At 46.0% G+C, this 25,019-nt stretch carries 18 protein-coding genes; 4 read left to right on the top strand and 14 right to left on the bottom strand.

The annotated features are described in order from the left end of the window. Window positions 1–47: 47 nt before the first annotated feature. The 4 genes from DXN04_RS03495 to DXN04_RS03480 form a co-directional block, all read right to left on the bottom strand. Window positions 48–1,076 carry a FecR family protein gene (locus DXN04_RS03495; RefSeq protein ID WP_116851899.1) on the bottom strand — a complete coding sequence of 343 codons (1,029 nt, stop codon included), beginning with the start codon at window positions 1,074–1,076 and terminating at the stop codon, window positions 48–50. A 45-nt stretch (window positions 1,077–1,121) separates the two neighbouring features. Continuing rightward, the gene (locus tag DXN04_RS03490; protein WP_116851898.1) at window positions 1,122–1,736 is read right to left on the bottom strand and encodes an RNA polymerase sigma factor; all 615 of its coding nucleotides are present in this window, start codon (window positions 1,734–1,736) and stop codon (window positions 1,122–1,124) included. Window positions 1,737–1,779: 43 nt separating this feature from the next. Further along, complete coding sequence (locus tag DXN04_RS03485) at window positions 1,780–2,844, bottom strand: acyltransferase family protein (RefSeq protein ID WP_116851897.1); 1,065 nt, start codon at window positions 2,842–2,844, stop codon at window positions 1,780–1,782. 99 nt (window positions 2,845–2,943) lie between these two features. Beyond that, window positions 2,944–3,342 (bottom strand): hypothetical protein, encoded by a 399-nt coding sequence (locus DXN04_RS03480; RefSeq protein WP_116851896.1) that lies wholly within the window; start codon window positions 3,340–3,342, stop codon window positions 2,944–2,946. Between the two features lie 127 nt (window positions 3,343–3,469). Between DXN04_RS03480 and DXN04_RS03475 the strand changes: the two genes are divergently transcribed. Together DXN04_RS03475 and DXN04_RS03470 are read left to right on the top strand one after the other, a co-directional pair. Further along, complete coding sequence (locus DXN04_RS03475; protein ID WP_116851895.1) at window positions 3,470–4,042, top strand: RNA polymerase sigma-70 factor; 573 nt, start codon at window positions 3,470–3,472, stop codon at window positions 4,040–4,042. Window positions 4,043–4,044: 2 nt separating this feature from the next. Next, entirely contained in the window at window positions 4,045–4,926 is an 882-nt protein-coding gene (locus tag DXN04_RS03470) for a FecR family protein (RefSeq protein ID WP_116851894.1), read from the top strand. Here DXN04_RS03470 and nfi read toward each other — a convergent pair whose 3' ends face one another. The 4 genes from nfi to DXN04_RS03450 all read right to left on the bottom strand — a co-directional run bounded on the left by nfi (window position 4,927) and on the right by DXN04_RS03450 (window position 12,204). Continuing rightward, entirely contained in the window at window positions 4,927–5,598 is a 672-nt protein-coding gene (gene nfi / locus DXN04_RS03465; protein WP_116851893.1) for a deoxyribonuclease V, read from the bottom strand. A gap of 230 nt (window positions 5,599–5,828) precedes the next feature. Then, window positions 5,829–7,295 carry a RagB/SusD family nutrient uptake outer membrane protein gene (locus DXN04_RS03460; RefSeq protein ID WP_116852421.1) on the bottom strand — a complete coding sequence of 489 codons (1,467 nt, stop codon included), beginning with the start codon at window positions 7,293–7,295 and terminating at the stop codon, window positions 5,829–5,831. A 16-nt stretch (window positions 7,296–7,311) separates the two neighbouring features. Beyond that, window positions 7,312–10,530 (bottom strand): SusC/RagA family TonB-linked outer membrane protein, encoded by a 3,219-nt coding sequence (locus tag DXN04_RS03455; protein ID WP_116852420.1) that lies wholly within the window; start codon window positions 10,528–10,530, stop codon window positions 7,312–7,314. A gap of 282 nt (window positions 10,531–10,812) precedes the next feature. Continuing rightward, window positions 10,813–12,204 (bottom strand): alpha-L-fucosidase, encoded by a 1,392-nt coding sequence (locus tag DXN04_RS03450; RefSeq protein ID WP_116851892.1) that lies wholly within the window; start codon window positions 12,202–12,204, stop codon window positions 10,813–10,815. Between the two features lie 225 nt (window positions 12,205–12,429). Between DXN04_RS03450 and DXN04_RS03445 the strand changes: the two genes are divergently transcribed. Beyond that, complete coding sequence (locus tag DXN04_RS03445; protein WP_116851891.1) at window positions 12,430–13,287, top strand: OmpA/MotB family protein; 858 nt, start codon at window positions 12,430–12,432, stop codon at window positions 13,285–13,287. 330 nt (window positions 13,288–13,617) lie between these two features. Continuing rightward, the gene (locus tag DXN04_RS03440) at window positions 13,618–15,669 is read left to right on the top strand and encodes a tetratricopeptide repeat-containing sensor histidine kinase (protein ID WP_158568832.1); all 2,052 of its coding nucleotides are present in this window, start codon (window positions 13,618–13,620) and stop codon (window positions 15,667–15,669) included. A 6-nt stretch (window positions 15,670–15,675) separates the two neighbouring features. Here DXN04_RS03440 and DXN04_RS03435 read toward each other — a convergent pair whose 3' ends face one another. The 6 genes from DXN04_RS03435 to DXN04_RS03410 all read right to left on the bottom strand — a co-directional run bounded on the left by DXN04_RS03435 (window position 15,676) and on the right by DXN04_RS03410 (window position 24,946). Then, window positions 15,676–16,263 carry a sigma-70 family RNA polymerase sigma factor gene (locus DXN04_RS03435; RefSeq protein WP_116851889.1) on the bottom strand — a complete coding sequence of 196 codons (588 nt, stop codon included), beginning with the start codon at window positions 16,261–16,263 and terminating at the stop codon, window positions 15,676–15,678. Window positions 16,264–16,352: 89 nt separating this feature from the next. After that, a complete protein-coding gene (locus DXN04_RS03430) occupies window positions 16,353–16,886 on the bottom strand; it encodes a collagen-like triple helix repeat-containing protein (RefSeq protein WP_116851888.1) in 534 nt (177 codons plus the stop codon). 137 nt (window positions 16,887–17,023) lie between these two features. Beyond that, window positions 17,024–18,049, bottom strand: coding sequence for a PorP/SprF family type IX secretion system membrane protein (locus DXN04_RS03425; protein WP_116851887.1), 1,026 nt, complete (start codon window positions 18,047–18,049; stop codon window positions 17,024–17,026). A 6-nt stretch (window positions 18,050–18,055) separates the two neighbouring features. Then, entirely contained in the window at window positions 18,056–19,819 is a 1,764-nt protein-coding gene (locus DXN04_RS03420) for an OmpA family protein (RefSeq protein WP_116851886.1), read from the bottom strand. Window positions 19,820–19,835: 16 nt separating this feature from the next. Continuing rightward, the gene (locus DXN04_RS03415; RefSeq protein WP_116851885.1) at window positions 19,836–20,843 is read right to left on the bottom strand and encodes a PorP/SprF family type IX secretion system membrane protein; all 1,008 of its coding nucleotides are present in this window, start codon (window positions 20,841–20,843) and stop codon (window positions 19,836–19,838) included. Window positions 20,844–20,860: 17 nt separating this feature from the next. Further along, a complete protein-coding gene (locus DXN04_RS03410; protein WP_116851884.1) occupies window positions 20,861–24,946 on the bottom strand; it encodes a PKD domain-containing protein in 4,086 nt (1,361 codons plus the stop codon). Between the last annotated feature and the right edge of the window lie 73 nt (window positions 24,947–25,019).

Genomic DNA, 25,019 nt, shown 5'->3' with positions numbered 1-25,019 from the left:
TTTTTTTTACGTGTACTGTTTATACGCGCTTCCTTCGCGTACTCCCTTTACTTTCCTGATGTGATGACCAGTTCCTTTTTGGAAGGTTGATCGATTTTTACGTTTAGCGTAGTGGTAATTACGGTTAAGAGTTCTTCGACATTCGTTACGTTAATATCTCCTTCAATCATTAACTTCCGGAGTGAGGCATCAGCTACTTTTACGGTATAGCCATAGTTGTCCTGCAGTGTTTCTATGATCTCACCTAAAGTGGCATCTGTAAACGTAAGCTGTATCTCGGTCCAGCGCTTAATCTTCTCGGGCTTATCTAATTTCCTTGTTACTGACAGTTGGTTGTTTGCGTATTCCACATAGTCACCGGGCAACATGACGAGCGAGCGATCCTTATTATAATCTACTTTAATCTTACCGGTAATCAGTCCGACTTTGGTTCGGCCATGACGGCTTCTTACATTGAAGGATGTACCGAGTACTTCTATACTAATGCCATTGCTATGTACTATAAATTGCTGGCCGGGGCCGGTTCGGTTGATATGCTTTACATCGAAATAGGCTTCACCTTCTATCCATACTTCCCTTGCTTTTTTATCGCTCCATTCTTCATTGAATGAGATGGCAGAAGATGCATTGAGTGTTACGGTGCTGTGGTCTGGCAAGGTCACTGTTCTCATTTCTCCATAACCAGTTGCTATCTGCTCCATTTGTGGCCGGAAGTAATGGTTCACAATCATATAAACTCCGGCGCTGATGACAAGAGCCACTGCTGCTGCACGCATCCAGTTGTTCAACCAACGCATACGTACAGGCCGTGCATCCTGTATTGCTATAGTAGCCGTGATCCTTTCGAGTACACGGGCTTTGCTATCTTTATTGTCCCAGAACTCCTGTGACCGGTAGGAACGGATCACAGTGACAGCAAACTCAAAGTTGGCAGCTGCTGCAGGATACAGTACAGGGTATTCGCTCCAGAATTGTGCTGCTACAGGGTCTTGCTCCTTACCTGACACCCACTTAATGAAAGCATCATCGTCCAAAAAATCCTGTAGTGAATACTTTAAATATTTATCATTGTTCATCACGCTATCCCCTGTTTATTGGTATTATACATGACATAGTGAAAATTATCCCTCCGGAATCGGAATTTTTTTTGAAAAATTTTTCAGGAGGAAAAAAAGGCAGCCGATCAGCAGCCAGGTTTGTTTGTTGGAGGCCTTTTGCAGGTTATCGAGGGCTTTATATAATAATTTATACGTGGAACTCATATTGATGTCCATAATGACAGAGATCTCTTCGTAGGACATACCTTCATAAAAACGCAGGAAGATAATTTCCTGCTGCCTGGCAGGTAGTGTGTTCACCATTTCTATTACCTGCTTTCGCAGTTCCTGTTCTTCCTGCCTGAAAGAGGCATCAGGAATAAAGTTGACAGTAAAGCCGCCCCCTTCTCCATCCAATTCCACAAACCTGGACAGAGACTGGATTTTGCGGAATAAGGTAGAACGGAATGCCTTGTACAAATAATTTTTTACAGATACAGGTTGACCCAGACGTTGACGCGTGGTCCATATTCTAACAAAAAGATCGTGCACTACGTCATGAATGAGGTCCTCATCGCGCGTGAACTTTCGGCCATAGTTGTTCAATAGTTCGTAAAACTCTCCATAGAGAGCGGTAAAAGCATCCCAGTCGCCCTGTTTAAACGCATTCCACCATAATACGTGACTCTCCGATTGCATGGGCAGTTGATTTTGGAAGACGCTTAATAATACAAAAAACTGGTCAAATCTTCACGATAATATTTCGCTTGTACATAATCCATACAGGTATGAGCATGAGTAGTACCAGTGTGATAGCCGCTGCCAATGAGGCATTCAGCGGTGACAACAAAGGCATGAACAGGGAGGATGGGATACTGTGTATACGTGGTACCAGGCCGGACAATACATAAGCCGTAATCGCGTTACGCCCGAAGGCCACAAAGGGTGCCGTACCTTTTTTATAGCCCTGTACATCTATCAGCCAGTAACACAATGCCAGGCCCATGCTGGCCAGGCCAGCCGTAAACAGGACAAAGGAACTGGTCCACAATTGTTTGTTGATAGGGAAAAAGCCATCCCATATCAATCCTGCCAGTACAGCGATAAATCCAGCTGCAAATAACCAGGCTACTTTTTCTGCTTCAGGTGTATCTTTCCGCCTTACCCAATCGCCCACCATGATTCCTAATAAACCGGTACCGATCGCCGGCAGGGTGCTCAGGATGCCCTCCGGGTCCCAGGTCCGGGATGATTTCCAGAGATGATCAGGCGTGAGAATGGTTCTGTCCAGCCATGCACCCAGGTTGGTTTCCGGCTCCAGGTTGGGATAGCCCACTCCTGGTACAGGTACAAGGGTCATGAGCAGGTAGTATACAAGCAGCAGGCCGGCGCAGATCCAGATGCGGGTTTTGCTGCCGGTCTTCAGATACAGGAGGGAGATGATGAGGTAAACGACCGCAATCCTGGCCAATACACCGGGTATACGAACGTGTGCAAAGTCAAACTTAGGTATGAGTCCAAAAGCCAGGCCGATGCCAAATATGATGGCCGCACGGCGAAATATGTGGAGGATGAGTGATTTATGTAGCGTTGGGTCTTCCCGCCTGCTGCTAAGGGCAAAAGATACTGCCACACCCACCATAAAAAGGAAGAAGGGAAATACCAGGTCCGTAGGCGTGCAGCCATTCCATTTTGAGTGCTCCAGGGGGGCGTAGATATGGCCCCAGTCGCCAGGATTATTCACGAGGATCATTCCGGCTACGGTAACGCCGCGAAAAAAGTCTAAGGAAAGTAAGCGCTGTTTCATTGAATGAAAAATATAAAAAAAATGGGAATCATTATAGTGATTCCCATTCTGGCATTATATCAATTTTATTTTAAGTTCAAAAAGAGACTCCTTTTCTCTTTATTCAGTTTTCCCGGACTGCATTTTCACCAGGGTAGCCCGGTCATAAAATATCAGTTTGCTGATTTTTAATGACTTTTCATCGTCAAACTGTATATCCACCTGGTAATAGCCGGGGAATTTATCCTTTGGCGAATAATACCTGCACCTGAAAAACACGGTACTATCCGTCTTCATGGCTGTGATGGCCGGAATCGTCATCTCTGCTACCTCCCTGATGCTTTCGGCCGTTATCTTCATCCCCGACTTCAGGTGATCATCGTACTTCACTTTGCCCGGATCCGGTAAAGTAGCTGCCCTGTCTGGTTTACCATCCTGCACATATTCCATAAAGCTGATAGCGGCTTCCCGCTGATTAATATTTCCCAGGGACTGGGCAAAAGAGGGTTGCCATGCCATTCATGCACTCGTACAGGCCAAAGACCTGGAAACCGCCAAAGCCATGCTGCCTGAAGAAAGGATTTATCAAAAATAATTTCCCCTGTAAGGGTGTTTGTAATTTCCGGTTGTCTACCTTTGGGCATTCGTGAAAGAAAAACTATCAGATAATAATGCTATAGAGCAATATTTCTTCGAATATTTCGAAGCATTGCATCGCTATGCCTATACGCTGCTGAACGATAGTGAGGAAGCTAAAGATGTGGTGCAACAGATCTTTATGCACCTGTGGGAGAAGAAAGAAACGCTCACTATCACACAGTCAGTAAGGGCTTATCTCTATACCACCACACATAATCACTGTCTGAACAGGATCAAGAGCCGGCAAACCCGGCAGCGGCATTATCATCAGTTTGCGAGCGGGCAGGAACACGCGACCCTGGACAATGAAGAGCAGCTCTCCGTCCGCGCACTGAAACAGGAAGTTTTATCAGCCATGGATACCTTGCCGGATAAATGCAGGGAGGTATTCTATAAGAGCAGGTTTGAAGAAAAGACCTACCCTGAAATTGCAAAAGAACTTGACATCTCCGTTAAAACAGTTGAAGCACACATGGGCAGAGCACTCCGTACCTTACGAACTATGTTGTCAGACAGAACGTATTTCTGGCTCCTGATCTCATTTCGTTTATTGTCTGACATTCAAAAATTCTTTCACTGATTATGGCAAATATTCAAATCACCGACGAGCTGCTGTCTAAATACTTCGCCGGAGAGGCCCTCCCGGAGGAAGCAATGGCAATTGATGATTGGAAGAACAGCCATGCGGACAATGCCAGTCTTTTCCACGCCAGTTGGGATGCATGGCAGATGACCAGTGCACATCCCTATATAAAACCAGACTTACAGGCCATATGGCAACAAACAAATGCCAAACGCCCTCAAAAAATACGTGTACTGCCCTGGGCAGCAGCTGCTGCAGCACTGCTTACCGCCGTCGTCCTGATATGGTTGCAACAACGTAAACCGGTGACCATGACCATCGCTGCCACCCAGCAAACGGTCACCCAGACATTGCCGGATGGTTCCGTAGCCAAAGTAACACCAGGCAGCACCATCAGCTATACCAACCGGACTATCCAACTGAAAGGAAATGGTGATTTTGATGTAAAGTCTGATCCTGAAAAACCATTCATCGTGCAGGCAGGCCCTGTGCAGATTACAGTCCTGGGCACCGCCTTTCACGTAGAAGAAAGCGATTCACTGGTTATAGTTCAGGTGAGTAGCGGAAAGGTGAGGATGGATAAAGCCGGTAAAGACATCACGGTCGCTGCCGGACAAATGGGCTATTATAAAGCAGGTGCACTGGTACTGGAAAACTACCACTTTACTTTTGACAACAACTCACTGGGCAGCATTCTCGAAAGGCTTTCCATGGCTTATCATAAAAAGATCGTATTGCAGGACCCCGCTATGGCAGACCTGAGAATTTCCAGCGTGTTTGAAAACAAACCGCTTGACTATATGCTGGAAGTAATTACTTCTACCCTCAACCTGAAATATTCCTATCGCAACCGGGATGAAATCTATATCGAAGAAGAATAGTTATTGCCCATTCGCCTTATACGCAATCATGGCTTCCCTCCCATAATGATCCGCCTTGCGGGTCGTCTCCGGCAGGCGATATTCAGCCGCCATTTTCAACACTATTTCTGTAGCTGTATCAATACTGATCTTATGCCCCGGCGATACGAATACGGGGTTGATACCCGCCTGTGTACGCAATACATTGCCCACCTGCTCCTTATTATCTTCTGCCAGTAAGGGAGCGATACTGCCACGTGCTTCGGCCAATGGCTCATAATCGCCAAACAGGCGCGTTTTTCCGCATCCTAATGTTGGAATGTCCAGTACTATTCCGAGGTGACAAGCCAGCCCAAATCGCCTCGGATGAGCCAATCCATGGCCATCACAGACAATAAGATCAGGGTGTAGCGCCAGTTTTTTCCAGGCCTCCAGTAAGACCGGCATTTCCCTGAAAGAAAATAAACCCGGGATGTAGGGGAAAGTCACATGCATAACATGGGTAGCAAGTGCTTTTACTTCAAGTGTGTGAAAGTCCAGTACAGCAATAGCACCGGCTATCAGGTCGGATTCTTTATCATATTCTACATCCACGCCAGCTATGAGTTGTAGATCTGTTGGTAACTGATCTCTGAGAATCAGTTGTTCGCGAAGGTTTTCCTGTAGTTCGATCGCAGCTTGTTCAGTTAGCATGCTATAAAAGTAAAATCTACTTTTTAAACTTCCAGCAGGTTTTTCATTTCTATAACAAGGAAAAGTAAAAGGACCCCTCGTAATAATTTCAAGAGTCCGGCATTAATACAATCAGTACATTATAAGGTCACCATAAGTACACCAAAAGGTCACCTGTATATCGAATCGATATTGAGGTGACCTTTTGGTGATGTATTAGTACCCTTTTGATATTAAAGAAGCACAGGATCTTAATACCCTGTATTCTGCTCATACAGACCTCCACTTGCAGAGATTTCCGCAGATGGTACCGGGTAAAGCACATAGGCAGGCACCACCGTTTCCACATTCGTCACCCCATCCGCAGCAATCCAGGCATTCATTGTAGTCACCGCCATACCTTCGCGTACCAGGTCGTTCCATCTCAGGCCTTCGCCCAGGAACTCCTTCCTGCGTTCTTCCATCAATTGTTCAATAGTTACATTGGAGATATCACTCAAACCAGCTCTTTCTCTCACCTTGTTCACAATGGCATCCACATCCGCCTGCGAGCCGGAAGCGCCATGCAGGATACATTCTGCCTTCATCATCAGCACATCAGTATATCGCAGTACGATGAAGTTAATCGGCCAGTCAGTACCACTGGTACCCTTGTAAGTCGTATTGATATATTTCTTAATAAAAGGACCTGCTGTATAGGTCGTAGCAATATTGAATGCTTTGCGTGTATCAGTATTGCCATAAGAAGTTTTGAGATTGCTGGTCACCGCAAAGTTGCTCGCGCCATACCCATTACCATAGGAATTGGACAGTCCTAAACCAGTCCAGTAAGCCACCGGTACGAGATAACTCGGGAAACCTGCTCCATTGTTGCTGCTCATGTATTGCACATCAAAGATCACTTCTGCATTATTCTCATTGGTATAAGAGAAGATATCGGGGTAACTGTTCAAAAATGAATAAGCACCACTCGCGATGATTTCATTGAACAAAGCCAGTGCCTTATCATATTCACCACTGTTTAAACCCGGACCACTGATGCCGTAGTCAGGACCGGAACGTGTCAGGTACACCTGTCCCAGCAAGCCTTTGGCTGCATAAGCAGTCGCCCTGCCTACATTTGAACCGGTATAGGCGGTGGGTAAGTGTGCACCCGCATATGTGAGGTCGGAGATGATGGTATCATATACCTGGGAAACAGCTGTTCTCGCTACCTTGCCTGCTTCTGCAGATGTCATCGGGGTCGTGATCAAAGGCACTTTCCCGAATAACTTCACCAGCTCGAAATAATAAAACGCCCTCAGGTAGTGACATTCGGCAGTCAGTCGTGCACGCAGGGTGGTATCTGTGACAATACTCCCTTTGTTCGCCAGTGCATCCAGGGCACTGTTTGCATTGAAGATGCCATTGTAATTATTCTGCCATGCGCTTGTGATAAATGTGACTGCTGTAATATCGGGAGACATATCATTGATTCCCTGCCAGTCACGGTTACCATCGGAGATGGCATTGATATTATCACTGCGCATTTCACCCAGCCACAGGGCCATAGATGGATAGTTCTTCAGTCCTGAGTAAACCCCATTCACTGCCTGTACAAAATCGTTCTGGGTGGCATAGAAATTCGTCGTAGTTGAATTGGATACCGGTGTCTGATCCAGCTGTTTGGAGCAGGATGCAAATAGCAGCCCCAATAGAAAAATATATCCTGATTTCATCGTTTTACTTTTAAAATTAGAAGGTGACATTCAGACCAATAACTGCAGATTTGCTCAAAGGCACTGCACCATAATCGCCTGGCAATGCATAGCTGCTGTTACCACTGGTATTGGTATTCTGCGCCTCAGGGTTTGCACCACCTTTATACTTATCGTGCCCAAACCAGTTCTGTAATGAAGCAGTGATACGGGCACCGCCGATAGCATTGGTTCTGAGAATGTGTTTCAGGTTGTACCCTAATGTGATGTTCTGGATACGCCAGAAATCAGAGCTGTAGATCCAGTCAGAAGTCACGTTAGGTACAGTATAAGTAGAAGCGGCTTTACCACGGGGTGCGCTGAAGTTCTGGTTCGCATCAGTATACCTGTCTCTCCATACGCCCAGGGTATTTGCAGTCGTACTACCGGAGAAGTCGATAGCCCTGCCCAGGTAAGAAAGGATAGAACCACCATGCTGGCCATAAATCGTAACACCCAGGTCGAAATCTTTATACTTAAAAGTATTGGTGATACCCCAGGTATATTTGGGTGTTGGCTGACCATATACCACCCTGTCTGCAGAGGTAATGGAACCATCACCATTGGCATCGTAGTATTTGGCATCGCCCACTCTTTCCTTAGATACTCTTGCTACTTTCGCATTATCGATATCTGCCTGCGTGAGCAGGCCATTCACCTTGGTTACATAGTAGCTGAACAATGGCAGACCTTTTTTCAGCAGGTAAGGGGCGTTGCTGCCACTGTAGGCAGAGGATATTTCAATAGGTGCGCCATCAGGACCGAGTTCCAATACCTTATTCTGATTGAAGGCAATATTCGCATTGGTAGACCATTCAAAGTCTTTCAGGCGAACGTTCACACTGTTCACACCAATTTCAAGACCCTGGTTCTGTACGGCACCAATGTTCTGCAGACTGGTGGTAAAACCACTTGCACCTACTACAGGCAGGTTCAGCAACAGGTCTGTATTTTTCTTTCTGTATACATCCACGATTACATTGAGGCGGCTGCGCAGGAAGCTACCATCGATACCAGCATTCCAGGTAGAAGAGGTTTCCCATTTCAGGTTAGGATTTGCCAGGCCTGCCACTACCTGACCGGTAGCAGCCGTCGCACTGTTACCGCCAAAGCTGTAAGTTGCGCTGGTAAGCGTAGGAATAGAACCATAATCACCGATGTTGTTATTACCTGATTTACCCCAGCTTACACGTACTTTCAGGTCATTGATAAAGTGCACGCTCTTCAGGAATGGTTCTTCTGACAAGCGCCATCCGACGGATGCGGAAGGGAATGTACCCCAACGGCTATCCGCACCGAACCTGGAAGAGGCATCTTTTCTCAAACTTGCTGTCACCAGGTATTTGCCGGCGTAATCATATTGTACCCTTCCAAACCAGGAATACAGTGTGTTGTTGCTTTCGGCAGTAGAACCGGTGGTAGTAACGCCTGCACTATTCGGAATGGCATTGTTCAGTGTCTGAATAATATCGTTGGCATACCCACCTGCAGTGGCAATGCTGAAGTTTTCGTAGTGAACCTTATTGAATGACTCACCCAATACTGCGGAGATATTGTGTTTCCCTGCGAGGGTTTTGGAATAGGTAAGGGTATTTTCGTTGATGAAGTTTTGTTTGATATAGCCGCCGTAGGAACCGGAAGCATTCTTACCCGGGTTGGTAACCAGTTCTGTTGCAGCACCTACCACTACATCGTCAGGAATATATCTTTTGGTAGTGAGGTTCATCTGGTCCAGGTTCACAGTTGATTTCAGCACCAGGCCCGGAATAATCTCATACTGACCATACATAGATCCCAGCAGGCGTGTTGTTTTCACCAGGCTGGTTACTTCCTTCAGGTAAGCATAGGGACTGATCAGTTTTGGACTTGCCCAGGTATAGGTAGCGCGGCCACCTGCACCTGTCATATTACCGGCAGTAGATTCCACTACAGGCACCATTTGCAGGGCTTTCATTACCTGGTTATCCTTTCCTTCCGCATCAGGTGCATGGTTTTCAGAATAGCTTGGAGCGAGGTTCAGACCTACCTTAACATGCCTGCCTACATTTGCTTCCACATTTGCTCTGGCACCATAATTCCTGTAAGAAGAATTGATAACGGTACCATCCTGGTTTAGGTAATTGCCGGAGATAAAATAATGTACATTGTCAGTACCACCACTGGCAGCCACTTCGTAGTTACCGAAAGGTGCAGTTCTGAAAATCTCGTCCTGCCAGTCAAGGTAGGTAAGACCAGGATGACCTGGTTCAGCCCAGCGGTCATCCGTCATATACGAGGTGTTTACAGTGCCACTGGCAAGGCCTAAGAGGGCAGCACGTTCTGCATTCGTTTGTGAAGCAGTTCTGCCGGAACCCGAAGCCACCCAGTTGGTATTTGCTACTTCCGTTGCCATTTTCACCCATTCATCTGCACTGAGCAGATCCGTTTTGCGTTGGATCTTACTTATACCGGTAGTTGCATTGAAAGCGATTTTCGCTTTACCTGACTGCCCTCTTTTGGTGGTGATGATTACTACACCATTTGCCGCACGGGAGCCATAGATAGCACCGGCAGCAGCATCTTTCAATACCTGGATACTTTCGATATCATTCGGGTTCAGGTTATTCAGCGGACTGGCTGTAAAACCACCCGAGCCATTATTGCTCACCACGTCTAACGGGAACCCATCTACTACGTATAAGGGTTCTGTACCTGCGGTAACAGATCCACCACCACGTACAGTAATGCTGAGGCCCTGACCGGGCATACCTGTCTGCTGTTTTACCTGTACACCGGGCATTTGTCCTATCAGTGCCTGTTCTACTCTCCCCAATGGTTTTTCGATCAGGTTGCCGGTAGGCATAGTAGTAACAGCACCGAGGATATTACCTTTTTGCTGGGTACCATATCCTACCACAACGACTTCACTCAGTGCACTCTCAGAAGAGGCGAGTTTTACGTTGAGATGCTTCTGGCCGGCAACAGGTACTTCCTGCCTGCCATAGCCTACATAAGAGAAAACCAGTACTGCATACTGGTCGGGTACATTGATTGTGAAGGTACCGTCAGTGCCGGTAGAAGTTCCTGTACTGGTACCTTTGAGCTGAACGCTGACACCGGGTAGCGCTTGTCCTTTTTCATCTGTCACTTTACCGGAAATAGGGATAGTGGCTGCAATGGATTGTAAGCAGCTGAGCAGGATCAATACACAGCTCAGGTATGGCAATATTATAGCCATTCCGCGCCTTCCTTGTTTTTGCATCTCGAAGTCGGTTTAATTAAGTAAAAAGCATGGTGACTGCTATAGTTGGCGATAGCAGCAATTAAAATTGCAAGTAAAAAAAGGAGTACTACTATTGGTGGTAGCAGCGGGTTTGGTTGTACTACAGTTGGTGGCAGTAGTAGCGAATCGGGGGCAAATATACAAAGTCTACCAAATTGGTAGGTAATTTATTTTATGTTTTTTTTAACTTAGGGTACAAACAAAAACGCTTTTGCCTGGGGCAAAAGCGTTTTCTATTTATTTTCTTTCGTTGTATACACCGAATTCTGCTATGGCCGGTGCTGCATTACTTTCTTCAATTTGTATTCTCACCTTCCCTCCTCTCACACGATCAAAGCGATGGATCCTGACACGTCCCTGTTGTACTCCGCCGGGTAATGGTTTCCATACACCACCATCGTTGTACTCCAGTTTATACTTCTTAATATGATCTCCATCTTCAACAATTGTCACCATATTAAAATCCTTTTCACGATCAAAATCCACTTGATACCAGGGTTGTTTTACCATTGGATTTGACTGCCAGCTGGTACGGAAATTATCATCATTTGCAAAGTCCATGATATTCATATCATCACTCCAGCTGGAATTGCTATACTTATACTTTGCAAAGTTCTGTGCAGTGATCGGTGCTTCTCCTTTAGGCAGGGCAGGCAGGGGACCTGCCGGTTTCCACATCTTACCCATTTGTGCTAAGGCAGCTACGGCATTATCATCAATCAGCCCTTCACGGTTTGGAGCTACGTTCAGGATGAAATTGCACCAGGCTTTATTCAACTGTACCAGGTTGTCATTTACCAGTTTCACCGGATCTTTCACAGGTGTAGTTGGGAAACTTGTTTTCCAGAACCAGTTCTGGTTAATTGGTAAACAGGACAATGCAGGCAGTTGATTACTTTCCTTTGAGATATGCTGCCCGGCACCCTGTTCGTAAGATTTGATATCTGTGTAGAAGAGTGCATCTGTCGGATACTTCGCTGCATTCAGGTCCATGAGCAGACAGTTAGGCTGCAATGTCTTTACCAGGTGATAGATGTCATCAAATGGTACGTCTTCGTAAGAAATGCGTGACCAGGGTGCATCCCAGCCATCGATAATCAAAGCAGTGATCTCACCGTAATTGGTCAGTAATTCTGTGAGCTGTGCTTTGATCATTTCAATATCCTTTTGGGTAATGCCATGCGGACGAATTTTATGATGTGTATCCAGGATAGAATAGTACAGCATTACTTTCAGTCCTTTTGCCCTGAATGCGGTGACGTATTCTTTAACGACATCACGTTTCAGTGGACTATTCATAACATTATAATCCGTTGTCTTCGTGTTCCAGATACAGAAACCGCTATGGTGCTTGGTGGTCAGGCAGCCGTAGGACATATTCGCTGCTTTGGCGGTGTTGGCCCACTGGTTGCAATCGAGTTTAGTCGGATTGAAAGCAGTAGCCGGTGTTTCAGGATCAGGCCAGTCCTGGTCCATGAATGTCGGAATGTTAAAGTGAATGAACATACCAAACCTCAGGTCAACAAATTGTTGCTGCAGTGTGGATAATGATTTTGATTGTGCGCTTAAAATGGCTGGTGACAAAAACAGTAACCCTGCCAGTAAGCGGGAAAAGATTAATTGCTTCATATGAGACCTATACGTGGTAAATAAAATCCAATATAATATAAGCTTTGCGCACTGTACACTACCTGATAAAGAACTATCATGATTAGTGAAATTCTCATCAATCTCAGCATTTTAACAAATTTACAGGTATGGTTCACCCCGCCAAAAGAGATTGTGGCAAGGTTTTGGAATATCAGCACTGTACAGGTACAAACCAGAGAGTCATTTAATTAAAATACAATTCATATGAAACTAAGGATCATATCATTGGCAGTATCGTTGCCTGTATTATTGTTTTCCTGTGTCGGTACGAAGAAGTATAAAGCTTCGGAAGCACGCTATGTTTCTCTGAGTGAGAAATATGCAGCACTGCAGGGACAATTACAGGATTGCCAGCGTAATCTTCGTGATTCCACTGCTGCTTTTGAACATCGCAGAAACGTAGCGGAAGAACGTACAGAAGGATTGAAAAAGAACAACAACGAACTGCTTGATCAGCTGAAAAATCTGTCTGTGATCAGTAATTCACAGGCTGAAAGTATCAAGAAATCATTGGATAATATCGGCGCGAAAGATGCCTACATCCAGGATCTGCAATCAGCGATTGCCAAAAAAGACTCCCTCAACATGGCCCTGGTCATGAACCTGAAAGGAGCAATTGGCGACCTGAATGACCAGGATATCAACATCAAAGTTGACAAGGGCGTGGTTTACATAGATATCTCTGATAAACTGCTGTTTGAAAGTGGTAGCTATGACATTACCAACCGTGCAAAAGAAGTGCTGGGTAAAGTGGCAAAGGTGCTGAACAACCAGCCTAATATCGAGTTTCTCGTAGAGGGTCATACCGATACCAACCCATACAAGAAAGGTGTACTGCTGGACAACTGGGATCTGAGTGTGAAGAGAGCAACTGCTGTAACCCGTGTATTACAAAACGATTATGGCATCAACCCGGCACGTATTACAGCTGCAGGTCGCAGCGAATATATTCCTGTAGCATCTAACGATACACCGGAAGGACGGGCTGCCAACCGTAGAACAAGGATTGTGATTCTGCCGCAACTGGATCAGTTCTTCAAACTGTTGGAAAAGAAACAATAAATGGATGGCTGAGGATCACGAAGGTGGTCCTCAGTTTTTTCTATCCCCCATACACCGCATCACCTGAAATCTAATCGCATTAAATTTCCCTATTAATTGAAGAAGTATCCTTATATCAAAATACCACTTACATGTAATTTTTCCCACCCTGTTATACATAGTGCAAAAAACGCTTTAACTTACACTACGGTGGACAATACCAGTACCTGTTACAATATGTTTTGCTAAAAAATACTTTAGCGATTATTAACGTTATAAGATGTAATGTTTATTTGTAGTATAAAAGAATTATCCCGCTGGCGAGTGTTCTGGTATGTGTTGTTTGTGTGCATGCTTATAGAATGTATTGCCTGTAACCCCGGTCAACAGGACAGCGTTGATCATCCAAAATTTTTCGAGGCAGTCATTAACCACGCTGACAGTCTGGGTACGAATCCGGACAGGGAAAGAGGGCTACGTTATTTGGATTCTGTATACATTCATTTCCAACATGCAGGCCCCGGCGATCTGTACCGTAAATACCTGTTCAAAAAAGGGTATTATTATGACAAAGATTACTCAAAAAGCCTGATCTATTGTGACAGCATGCTGTACATATTGAAAGATCTCGCTGGCCATAAAAAGTATACAAAGTCTTATGTCAATGCACTTTTGAATAAAGGGGATGTATTGGTTGCACAGAAACGGCTGACTGAAGCATTCGAATATTATTACAAGGCAAAGCAAATAGGTGAAACTACTCATGACACTGCTTTCCTGGCTGATTATTACAATCAGCTGGGCATGATCTGTTACAGGCAGGATAAGTTCACTGAAGCTGCCAGGAATTTCAAACTGGCCACACAATTGCGCCTTATTTGTGGCACCCAGGATTTTGCAGCTTTCTCGTTTATCCAGGAAAATATTGATAATATCGCTCTTGCTTTTGATCGTGCAGGTAACTATGACAGTGCCGGTGTATACTTTCAGAAAGCACTCAGTTATATCAATGCCAATGAAGCCAGATTCAACACGGTGGCCAACCAGCGGCGCTATGTGGCCATGGCAAAAGGTATTGTATACGGCAACCAGTCGTTCATGTACCTAAAAAAAGGAGATACCGCCAGTGTTGAACCACTGCTGCTGGAAAGTATCCGCATTAATAACCAGCCTGGTTATGCCAATGAAGATGCCTATTATACACAACTCCGGCTCGCTAACCTCTATATCAATACTAACCGGATGCCCGAAGCATTCGGCTTACTGAAAAAAATAAAATCAGCACTGGATTCAATCGCAATGCCCGACAGGGAGCTGCGCCTCAGATGGCTCAAATCAGAAGAAACCTGGTATGCGAAAACTCATCAACCGGATAAAGCATATGCTTTCCTGAAAGAATATACTTACATCAAAGATTCGCTGGATAACCGCAACCGGAAAATTCACGAAGCAGATATCAGCAGGGAATTTGATAATGTTGCCCGCCAGCAGGAGATCATTGCATTGAAGAATGATGATCGCCTGAAAACGATTTTCCTGGTCATTACCACACTCTTCCTGGCATCGGTCATCGCTATTTCCTTCCTGATCTGGCGAACCTGGCTGCGATCCAAACAGAACCTGCGGCTGGTAGGCATACAGAACGACAGGCTCACAACTGCCCTGCGCAACCTGGAAAGCAGGGACCAGGAAAATGCAGCCCTGCTCAAAGTGATCATTCATGACCTGAAAAACCCGGTGGGCAATATCGGCGCTATTGCAGGCCTGCTGCTGGACAGTGAGGAATTTGATCCCGCACAGCGTAAGGCCATGTACCAAATGATTGCCAACGCAGGCAACCAGGCATTTGAAATCATCAACCAGCTACTGGAAAATAAAAATAAAGGACAACTATCCGGTTTAAAAACGGAACTGACAGACCTCCCCCTCCTTTTAATGGAATGTATCAATCTGCTACAGTTCAAAGCACAGCAGAAGAGACAACGTATCAGGGTAGGCCGCATTCCCGCAGGTATAGCAAATCTTGACAGGGATAAGATCTGGCAGCTCTTTACCAACCTGATCGACAATGCGATCAAGTTCAGTCAGGAGAAGTCAGTAATCAGTATCAGTGCTACCCGGACAGACAATACCTTTACCATTATGATCAAGGATAAAGGCATTGGTATTCCGCCGGAATTAAAGGAAAAGATCTTTGAGATGCATACTTCTGCTGGAAGACCGGGTACAGCCGGTGAACAGTCCTTCGGACTGGGGTTATCCATCTCCAGAAAAATTGCAGAAATGCACAATGGGCATCTGTGGTTTGAGAGTGTGCCTGGCAAGGAAACAACCTTTTATGTAGAACTTCCCTGCGAGCCTAGTAAGCAACCTGCTGTCAAAGGTGCGCGTCTGAACGTATAGTGTTGGTTAAAATACTGCTTCCACGGCCTCACGCTCCATCAGTTTCCGCATGTTGATGATGGCATAACGAACCCTTCCCAAAGCGGTGTTGATGCCTACATTGACAGTTTGGGCAATCTCCTTAAAACTCAGATCTGCATAGTAACGCAGGATCAGTGCTTCCCGCTGTGTTTCAGGCAGGCGATCCATCAGTGCCTGTACTGCGGTATTGGTTTCCCTGGTAATGATCAGCTGCTCCTGGCTTGGGTCCATCCGGTTATCACCACTGGTAATGTCATCATTGTAGATGAGCGCAAAAGAAGGCCGTGCATTCTTCTTACGGAAATGGCTGATACAGCAGTTGTGTGCAATTCTCACCGCCCAGGCAATGAAGCGGCTGTTGTCCAGGTAATGGCCTTCATTGAGCGCATTGATAATTTTGATAAATACATCCTGGAAGATATCTTCTGCCAGGTGACGGTCTTTTACTAACAGCATAATGGTCGTAAAGATCCTGTTTTTATGCCTGTATACCAGTACCGAGAAAGCACTATCGTCTCCCGATCTGTAGAGTTTTATTAATTCTTCATCTGTCAATTCACTATATCTTTTCATGGTATGATTATTAGATGTTGAAAAAATTGGCCGCTCTCGATAAAGCAGCCCTGTTACTTGTGGTTTTGATGGAGATGGTCATTAGTAAACTAGTTCTTAAGATGCAGGTAAGCTTTTACCTGTTCGTAATTGTTCCAGTCGATACCAGCTTTGCGTGCAGCAGCCTGGCCGCCAGGAATGATTACATATCTGTATTGGAAAGCCCTGTTTCCACTATCGTCAGTATATGAGCTGAAATCTGCATTGCTGTAAATTTCAAAGCCACCAGCAAAGATGGATACATTGAGAATGAAGCTGCCATCAAAGTATGGTAATGGCATTACCACCAGTTCGCCGGCGCTGGAATAGTATTGTGTATATACTTTTACATCGCCGCTATTCAGGATGCTGGATGTGATCTTTGGCGCATCAATATCTACAAAGTAAGTAGCACCGTCAGATGCCAGGCCGAAAGTTGCATCAGCCCATTCGGAATAAATTATACCTGCATTACCGGCTACCCCTGAGTCGCCTTTCTCACCCTGAGGACCTGCAGGACCTGTATCACCTTTCTTACAAGAAGTCATTCCAAGGGTAAGGGAGAACATACATGCCACGAATAAATAACCGAAAACCTTTTTCATAATTTAAATTTTGATTGTTTGTTTTTGATAGAATTGTTTTTAAATAATTTTTATCTCCATCTTAGTTTGCATATAATCGTTCGCTTTGCGAACATGGGTCAAGGGCCTGAACCTGCCGGCGGCCTAACTGATTTTTTTTAGAAATTACGCGGACACAGATCTCCATACCTGTTTCCTATTAAGAACCCAATCAATATCTCATGTGTCCCCTTACTCACCGTATTCAATGACGATGTCGTATAATCATACGAATACCCGATATTGATCGTTGAATTAATGTTCAATCCCAACATAGCTGCATACCCATCCTGTATGCGATATGAAGCTCCTACCCACATCCTGTCTCTATATTGAAACTTCGCATTCAGATCAAAACTCACAGGTGCCGCCGTTATCATCCTCACCATCACAGAAGGCAACACACTCAGGTCATCATTGATAAATGCCCGGTATCCGCCGGAAACAAATAAATGTGGAACCAGTTTGCCCCTGTACAAAGAATCACCTACCACTTTTCCATTATCATACGCTATTCCCTGTGGAATGATATTCTGCACTGCAGCACTGATGTAATAACTACTGCTGTACAACATTATCCCCGCATTCACTTCCGGCCTCCACTTATTCAGCAGTGTACTTGCTGCTATCACCGGATCACCTGCCTGCTCAAAATCCAGTTTCGATGCATCCAGCGACATCTGCTGCATACCGACTGAAATTCCCGCACTCACACTGGTACGTGCCGAAATTGGAATATGATGTGCGTAGGTACCTGTGATAGAAAACCTGTTCAGCGGACCTGTTTTATCATTCAGAATGGTCAGGCCTACACCCGCATGTGCAGGCGGCGTGGTATACTGCTGCCAGTACGCCCTGCCTCTTGGATTTTCACCCGGAGGTGTCAAACCTGTGATACTCGCTTCAGGATAATCACTCTTGCGCAAAGGCCCGTGTATGGTGAGGTAAGAAGTAACCGGCGCACCATTCAATCCTGTCCACTGATGGCGATGGCTCGCCTTTACATCCCAGTAGTTCTCAATCCCTGCCACAGCAGGGTTGATGATAAACGTATTGAGAACATACTGGGTGTAATGCGGTTGTTGCTGTGCATAGCTGCCGGCTGACCAGGCCAGCAGCAACAACAGCAGTGGTAATCTTTTCATAGTTTACTATTTAATCACTTTGAATTCCGTCCTTCTGTTCCTGGCCCTGCCTTCCGGATTATCAGATCCATCAGCATTGGTATTAGGCGCTATCGGCATTGTAGCCGCATATCCCTTCCAGGTAAGACGTTCTGCCGCAACTCCCTTGCTCACGAGATAATCCACACAACTCTTCGCACGTGCTTCGGACAATTTCTGATTCAGCTCATCCGAACCTTTGCTATCTGTGTGTGCGCTCAACTCTATCTTTACTTCAGGATGTGCCTGCAGCATAGCCACCAGTTTATCCAATGCTGGATAAGAGGCCGGTTGCAGATATGACTGGCTGAAATCGTAGTATACATTGTCCAGCACTACAGGTACCTCAGCAGGTGGTGGCGCTACAGCTACAGGAGTTTCAGGTACTGGTGGTGGGGGCGGCGGTGGTGGCACACGCTTGTTCAGGGTAAACAATTCCAGGCAACAGCTGGCAGAGCGATCTGATGATAACCATACCGCTTCCAGGATATTGTCTTTACTACCCTTGCTGGTGAAGTACAGGTCATCCTTTACAGAGTTCACCGGGTAACCGAAATTTACGGGTGTAGTATAGCTGCCTGCACTGTCTTTTGTATAGAAGAAATCATAACCACCCATGCCTACTCTCCCATCTGTAGAGAAGACCAATAAACCTGATGGCGCATGGTAATAAGGTGCCTGTTCGTTTGCAGCAGTATTCACTACCGGACCTAAATTCTTTGTAAAAAAAGGCGTGCCATCACCATTCAGTTGCGCTTCCCAGATGTCCAGTCCTCCTTCACCACCCGGTCTGTCACTGGCATATAAGAGGCGCTTACCATCAGCCGTTACAAATGGCTGCTGTGCACTAAAACCAGCTGCATTCACAATCGTATCCAGCAATACAGGTTCGCCCCAGGTATCACCATTTTTATGACTGCTATAAATGGCCGCCTTCTTGTTCTTTATCCACCTGGTCAGGAAGAGTGTATTGCCATCAGGAGTAATGCTGATCACACCCTGCTCTTCATTCTTAGGCTGCGGTAATGCATACCTCGAAATACTGTCTGGCACTGCACCACTAAACCTGGCACCATACACCCTGTTGGTAAATACATGGTTCTTTGCAGCACCATTATCAGGCCTGGTAGAGGTAAATAACAGCAGTGTATCTCCTAACCATACAGGAGCATAGTTTGCACCTTCAGGATTCAGTGTCGTATTCCCTTTCTCAATTGTATATAAAGAGAGATCAGGACGAGCCAGTTGTACGATGATGAAATGCAGGTTCTGTTGTTCACGCTTTGCATCATCACGGTATTTATCTTCTGCCTGGTAGGTATCGAGAAAATAAGCGAATGCTTTTTCAGCCAGGTCATAGCGGCTCAGCGCACGGAGCGATACTGCATAGTAATAAGGAGCTAAGGGATATTCTGATTTTTCAAACTCCATAGCTTCTGCATACCAGGGTACTGCTTTGCTGTAATCATTCAGCAAGCGGTAGCTCTCTGCCAGCTTATAGATAGCCTGGTGCTCGGAACTTACAGGCAATTGCTTTTTGCTTGCTACCTGTTGTGTGTTGTATGGTTTATATACGGCATTGCTGACGATGGAACGGTTACCTGCCAGGTATTTTTCATAATACTGTGCAGCAGAATTATAGTCCGCGTTCCTGAAATAATAGTCAGCAGCCTTGAGATAATTGTAAGCAAATTGTGCTTTGCCTGCCATTACTGCACCTAACAGTGCTGCTGTGAATAAGATCTTTTTCATAGTTCTTTATTAGATTTTAGAGACGTGGGCACACAAATTCTACTTCAGGGGTTTTAAAGAGTTTTCTGCCTATCCAGGTCAGCGAAATTTCGAAGCTGTTAGCGCCTCTTGCTATCTTGCCCAGATCAGATGTATTGATGTCATAGCTGGCACCGAGGGTAAAGCCGCCATAGGTAAAGCCTGCATGAGGAGCGATGGCATCCTTGAAACGATAGTTCACACCCAGCAGGAAATCGACAGTCGGTGTTACATACATCTGTCCGTAGGCACCTATCATTTTCTCTTCTGCATTACCCTGGTGCAGGTACAATAAATTTGGTGTGATGCTGAAGGTTTCATTGACTGCGATCTTCACACCCGCATGACCTGTAAAGCGCATAGGGAAACGCGCATCGCCACTGGCACTAAACTGGTCTGTAGGTCGTGTCAGGTGACTCACACTGAAACCACCGAAGATGTTGTATTTCTTGCCCGGCTCTGCATCGTAATACAATACACCGGCACCAGCATCGAATGAGGTTGCAGATGTTCTGCCCAATACCTCTGCACTGGGTGTACCGGGATTATAGCCAGTCACCGGGTTCCACTGGTCACCAAAAGTGAGTTTGGAAGCATCGAAACGGCGCTGAATAATGCCCGCCTGGATCCCGAACACCAGCCTGTGATTCTGACTGGCACCCAGTTTCACACCAGTATAGGAGGCACTGGCATAACCGGTTGTATAGTTATATCCACCATCACCAGCGGATTGATTCAATACACTGGCACCAACATTGAATTGTTTATTGGTGGTAATATCACCTGCCACACCATAAGTCGAAAAGGGACTGCTGATATTGCCCCACTGGGTACGGTAAATGGCCGATACCCTGTAGTCGCCGTCAAAAGCACCAGTCAGTGCGGGGTTCAGCCAGGAGGGATACACATAGTACTGGGAGAAATGCGGATCAGTTTGCGCATTTGCCTTATCAGCCATTACAAACAACAGCGGGCAAAGCAGGATGAAGGTGATGAAATTTTTCATTGCGAGTTATTATTTGCTTATTGAAGTATCGTGACGTACCCGGTGAGAGGTGCGAACCCGTTTTTCAGTTTGATGATGTAATAGTATGTCGCCAGCGGCAGCAGCTTGCCCTTCCACATACCATCCCATGGCGTTTCATAGCCGACAGAATAGTAGACCCTTTGCCCGTACCTGTTGAATACTTCTATACTGGCACCAGGATAATCGGCGAGGTTAGTAATCACCCAGCGATCATTCATACCATCTCCGTTTGGCGAGAAAGCATTCGGTATTTTCACAGGCTTCAGCACTTTTACAGCCATTTGATCCTGTGCACCACAACTACCTTTGCCGATAGCAGTAAGTGTATAGACCTGGTCTGCCATTGCTACCAGCCATGGGTTCAGCGCATTCGCGGATGACAGCCCTTCACCCGGTGACCAGCGGAAGACCAGTTGGGTGCTATCATTGGCAGTCGCGTTGAATTGAATGAGAGTACCCTGTGGTACTACGAAGTCATCGCCGGCATCGATCACAGGTTGCAGGTATACTACTACCTGGCTGCTTACCGGAGTCGATATACAACCTGCACCGTTTGTCACGGTGAGTTGTACCGTATATTCGCCCGGCATACTATATTCCTTGATCGGGTTACGGCTGGTAGAACTACTACCATCGCCGAAGGTCCAGCTCCAGGTAGTGATGTTATCACTGGCATCTGTACTCTGATCGGTGAATATACTTTCGGTACCCTGGCAAAGCGTATCAGGCGATACGGAGAACTGAGCCACCGGTTGGGTAAAGAAGGCACTCAGCACCTTGTCTTTCGTACTGCTGCAACCAAACTTAGTACTAGTGGTCAGCGTCACCGTATAGCTGCCTGCCTGCTGATACACATGCGTAGGCGAAGCCGTGGTACTGGTGGCAGTGCCATCACCGAAGTTCCACTGATAGCTCATAGCTGATTTATCAGGCGTAGAAGAGTTATTGGTGAATTCAGCAATACCTTCCGGCATACAGATATGCGCAGGCAATGTAAAATCAGTCGATGGGTTAGGATGTACAGCCACTGTGCCGGTAGCGGTATCGCTCGTGCAACCATTATCGCTCACCGCTACCAGTTTCACAGTGTAGCTCTTCCAGACAGTGTATGTTTTGTTGAAGGTTGTATTATCAGTATGTGTTTCGCTGTTACCATCACCGAAGTTCCAGTTCCAGGATATGATGTTGCCTGTCGGGATGGTTGACTGATCACTGATTACTACCGGTGCGCCAAGACATACATCATTTGCTGTGAAAGCAGCAGCTGGTTTTGGATTCACCTTGATAGTAGTTGAGATAGAATCGATACAACCACTGCCGGTAGTGAACACATACCAGATAGTGTGTGTACCTGCACCTGCTGTAGCCGGATTGAAAACACCTGAAGTGCTGGTACCGGGACCCTTATACACACCTGTACCTGTTACACCATTGGTCACCGCAGCTTTTGCCACATCGATTGTTCCTTTCTGGTTTACACAGATAGAATCCAGTTTGGTGTAAGTGAGTTTCGGTTTCAGTTTGAAGACCGCAGTAACAGTGGTATCTTTTGTACAACCATTTACAGTGGTCGCACTGTATTTGATCGTATAAGTGCCAAATGAAGTATATGTATGCTGCGGGTTGGCATCTGTACTGGTATTGGGATTCCCTGGTGTGGCAGCTGCATCTCCGAAATCCCAGGTATAGGCACCCAGTGTTTGCGCATCAGGGGATGTTGTGGTACTTGTGAATTGTACAATGCCGTCCACAGCCAGACAGTTGTCAGGGTAGGTAAAGGAAGGAACCGGTTTTGCATAGACCGTTACAGCTTTCGTTACGGTATCGCTCACACAGAGATCACTCACCTTTACTACATGTTTTATATTATAAGTGCCGTATGCATCATAGTGTTCTGCCTGGCTGGCATTCGTCGTATTGTTGTTGACAGTGCCATTGTCACCATCCCAGTACCAGCCTACGATAGGACCGCTACCTGCAAAAGTTGACTGATCGGTAAGGGTCACATCACCACCTTCACATACATTTTGTACACTGGTAGTAAAGTCCGCAGTAGGTCTCGGATAGATGGTAATACTGGCCGTGGTATCCGCCACACACCCTTCTTCAGTAATCACATTCAGCTGGATATTTTGCTGACCGGCTGCAAAAGCATGTATCACATGCTGACCACTATCCACTGCCGGCCCGGGGAAGGTCCATTTCCAGCGATTCACATCATAGCCGTTTGCACTGGTATCACCTGTAAAGTAGACGGAGTCTTTTGTACAACCGGTATGTGTATAAGAGAACTTAGCAGAAGGTTTCTTCTTTACAGTTACTGAAATTTTCACCTGTTCAGTGTGATCACATTTTTCAATCTCAGGATTGGTGTTTGTAATCGTGATATCGTAAGTGCCAGTAGTATTAAACTGGTAAGTACCAGGCAAAGTGTATTTGTAATAAGGCACCCCATTCACAATTTCCTGGCCTGTGCTGACAGGGTTCATCACCACTACGTCACTATTGGGCGCAATCACACTACCCAGCTGACTGATCTGCCACACCATCTTTGTAGGATGATAAGCCAGCAATACAGAAAGTTCTACAGGTGTATTGGTACAGGTAAATTCATTCTTTGTTTTGGCTGTATCATACTGGTTGTGAATAGTACCTACAGCATTCAGGTTATTGATGAGGGTACCGGCATTGTAGCCATAGCTTTCTGCGCCGCCCAGACCATACGTAACTGCAGTGAAGGCAGAGTCGCTGGATACCAGGCATTGTGCCTGTGCAGCCGGCCAGCGTTTGATTACGACTGAATATCCCGGCAGGTTAGGATGTGCATAAGTATAGTTCCAGTTATTATTAAGCCCATCTATTTTCAATGTCTGCGTACCCATAGTAGGGATAATCAGCGTGAGATAATTCGTCACAATTACCTCCCTTGTATTGCGATAGAAGCCGATATTTTTAATAGCCTGTTCGATCGGGCTGAGGTACACCATTTCCGGGTCCCCATTTCCACTGGTATTGGGGCATCCGCCGGAAGATGACATAAACTGTGCAACCATCACCGGCTTGTCGGATTCTATATAATCAGCTGTGGCACTGGTAAAACGATAATAGCTGTTTGCAATCAGCCCCGTCAGTACCACACCATTCCTTTTCACTACTGTAGCCGGGTCCTTCACCAGCACTTTGTAGACGTTCGTCATAAAAGTAGATGGGGAAAGGTCCGTACTGGTAGGTGCCAGCAGGTAGCGTTTACCCCATGCCTGGGAAGGGAACACCTGCTGCATATTGTTATCACCACTACCACTGCCGCCAGGTGTACAATTGATCGCAGTACGGCTGCTCCCGGAGAATACGGCAATCGGATAACAGGTATCACTTGAATTTGCAACAGAACGTACCTTCGTTCCTGTTAATTCAGGCCCTGAGCTGCCACTGGTACTACCTACCACCTGGTAGATCTGTCCTTTATTCAATGTGACCGTAAAAGGCACATTCGCAGGAAATCCGGTACGGGTCAGTGCAGAAGGAGTAATTTCTACTACAGTACTATCATGACTCGCGATCACATACATCCAGGAGAAACAGTCGGGCTGATAGTCCTGCTCACTGTTCAGCGATACATAGTAATATCCCCAGGTATTCACCGGCAATAAAGTAGTCGCACCGGAAGAAGTAGAACCAAATATATGTGCATAGGCTACGATAGGTACATTGCTCACAATATGGATGCCCTTGTACCTGAAAATACCTTCACCACCTGTACCACCAAAAGCTGGAGGTACTGAATACAAACGCGCATCGTAGGTACCGCCTTTCGGGATAAAATCACTGGCTATAACTGTATTGGCAGGGATAGAGTAAGTCCGGCTCCAGCCAAGGCTATCTACAGACACTGTTACTACAGCGGGTTGCTCTGCACTCAGGTACAACACCATCTCCTGCGAGTTGGTCCAGCCTGGCTCCATGAACTCATGGTGACCGTAGGCTGTCCAGAACTCAGTTCCCCTGTTGGAGAGGTTCTGTGCATGACCTGATAATACGAGGATGAACAACGAGAGAACTGTGAGCCACAAGGACTTTTGCATGCTGCCGCTGTTGCCCCCACCCGTAGGTGGAGAGCAATAGCAAGCAGTATAATTTAAAAAAGGATACTTCATG

This window comes from Chitinophaga silvisoli (genome assembly GCF_003412465.1).
GTDB lineage: Bacteria > Bacteroidota > Bacteroidia > Chitinophagales > Chitinophagaceae > Chitinophaga > Chitinophaga silvisoli.
Note: the sequence above shows the minus strand (reverse complement) of the source record. Positions and strands in the feature narration are given on the sequence as shown.

Excerpts from the sequence above, each read along its gene's own strand:
- DXN04_RS03495 (WP_116851899.1), bottom strand. The coding sequence starts at position 1,076 with ATGAACAATGATAAATATTTAAAGTATTCACTACAGGATTTTTTGGAC.
- DXN04_RS03490 (WP_116851898.1), bottom strand. The coding sequence starts at position 1,736 with ATGCAATCGGAGAGTCACGTATTATGGTGGAATGCGTTTAAACAGGGC.
- DXN04_RS03485 (WP_116851897.1), bottom strand. The coding sequence starts at position 2,844 with ATGAAACAGCGCTTACTTTCCTTAGACTTTTTTCGCGGCGTTACCGTA.
- DXN04_RS03480 (WP_116851896.1), bottom strand. The coding sequence starts at position 3,342 with ATGGCATGGCAACCCTCTTTTGCCCAGTCCCTGGGAAATATTAATCAG.
- DXN04_RS03470 (WP_116851894.1), top strand. The coding sequence starts at position 4,045 with ATGGCAAATATTCAAATCACCGACGAGCTGCTGTCTAAATACTTCGCC.
- nfi (WP_116851893.1), bottom strand. The coding sequence starts at position 5,598 with ATGCTAACTGAACAAGCTGCGATCGAACTACAGGAAAACCTTCGCGAA.
- DXN04_RS03460 (WP_116852421.1), bottom strand. The coding sequence starts at position 7,295 with ATGAAATCAGGATATATTTTTCTATTGGGGCTGCTATTTGCATCCTGC.
- DXN04_RS03455 (WP_116852420.1), bottom strand. The coding sequence starts at position 10,530 with ATGGCTATAATATTGCCATACCTGAGCTGTGTATTGATCCTGCTCAGC.
- DXN04_RS03450 (WP_116851892.1), bottom strand. The coding sequence starts at position 12,204 with ATGAAGCAATTAATCTTTTCCCGCTTACTGGCAGGGTTACTGTTTTTG.
- DXN04_RS03445 (WP_116851891.1), top strand. The coding sequence starts at position 12,430 with ATGAAACTAAGGATCATATCATTGGCAGTATCGTTGCCTGTATTATTG.
- DXN04_RS03440 (WP_158568832.1), top strand. The coding sequence starts at position 13,618 with ATGCTTATAGAATGTATTGCCTGTAACCCCGGTCAACAGGACAGCGTT.
- DXN04_RS03435 (WP_116851889.1), bottom strand. The coding sequence starts at position 16,263 with ATGAAAAGATATAGTGAATTGACAGATGAAGAATTAATAAAACTCTAC.
- DXN04_RS03430 (WP_116851888.1), bottom strand. The coding sequence starts at position 16,886 with ATGAAAAAGGTTTTCGGTTATTTATTCGTGGCATGTATGTTCTCCCTT.
- DXN04_RS03425 (WP_116851887.1), bottom strand. The coding sequence starts at position 18,049 with ATGAAAAGATTACCACTGCTGTTGTTGCTGCTGGCCTGGTCAGCCGGC.
- DXN04_RS03420 (WP_116851886.1), bottom strand. The coding sequence starts at position 19,819 with ATGAAAAAGATCTTATTCACAGCAGCACTGTTAGGTGCAGTAATGGCA.
- DXN04_RS03415 (WP_116851885.1), bottom strand. The coding sequence starts at position 20,843 with ATGAAAAATTTCATCACCTTCATCCTGCTTTGCCCGCTGTTGTTTGTA.
- DXN04_RS03410 (WP_116851884.1), bottom strand. The coding sequence starts at position 24,946 with ATGCAAAAGTCCTTGTGGCTCACAGTTCTCTCGTTGTTCATCCTCGTA.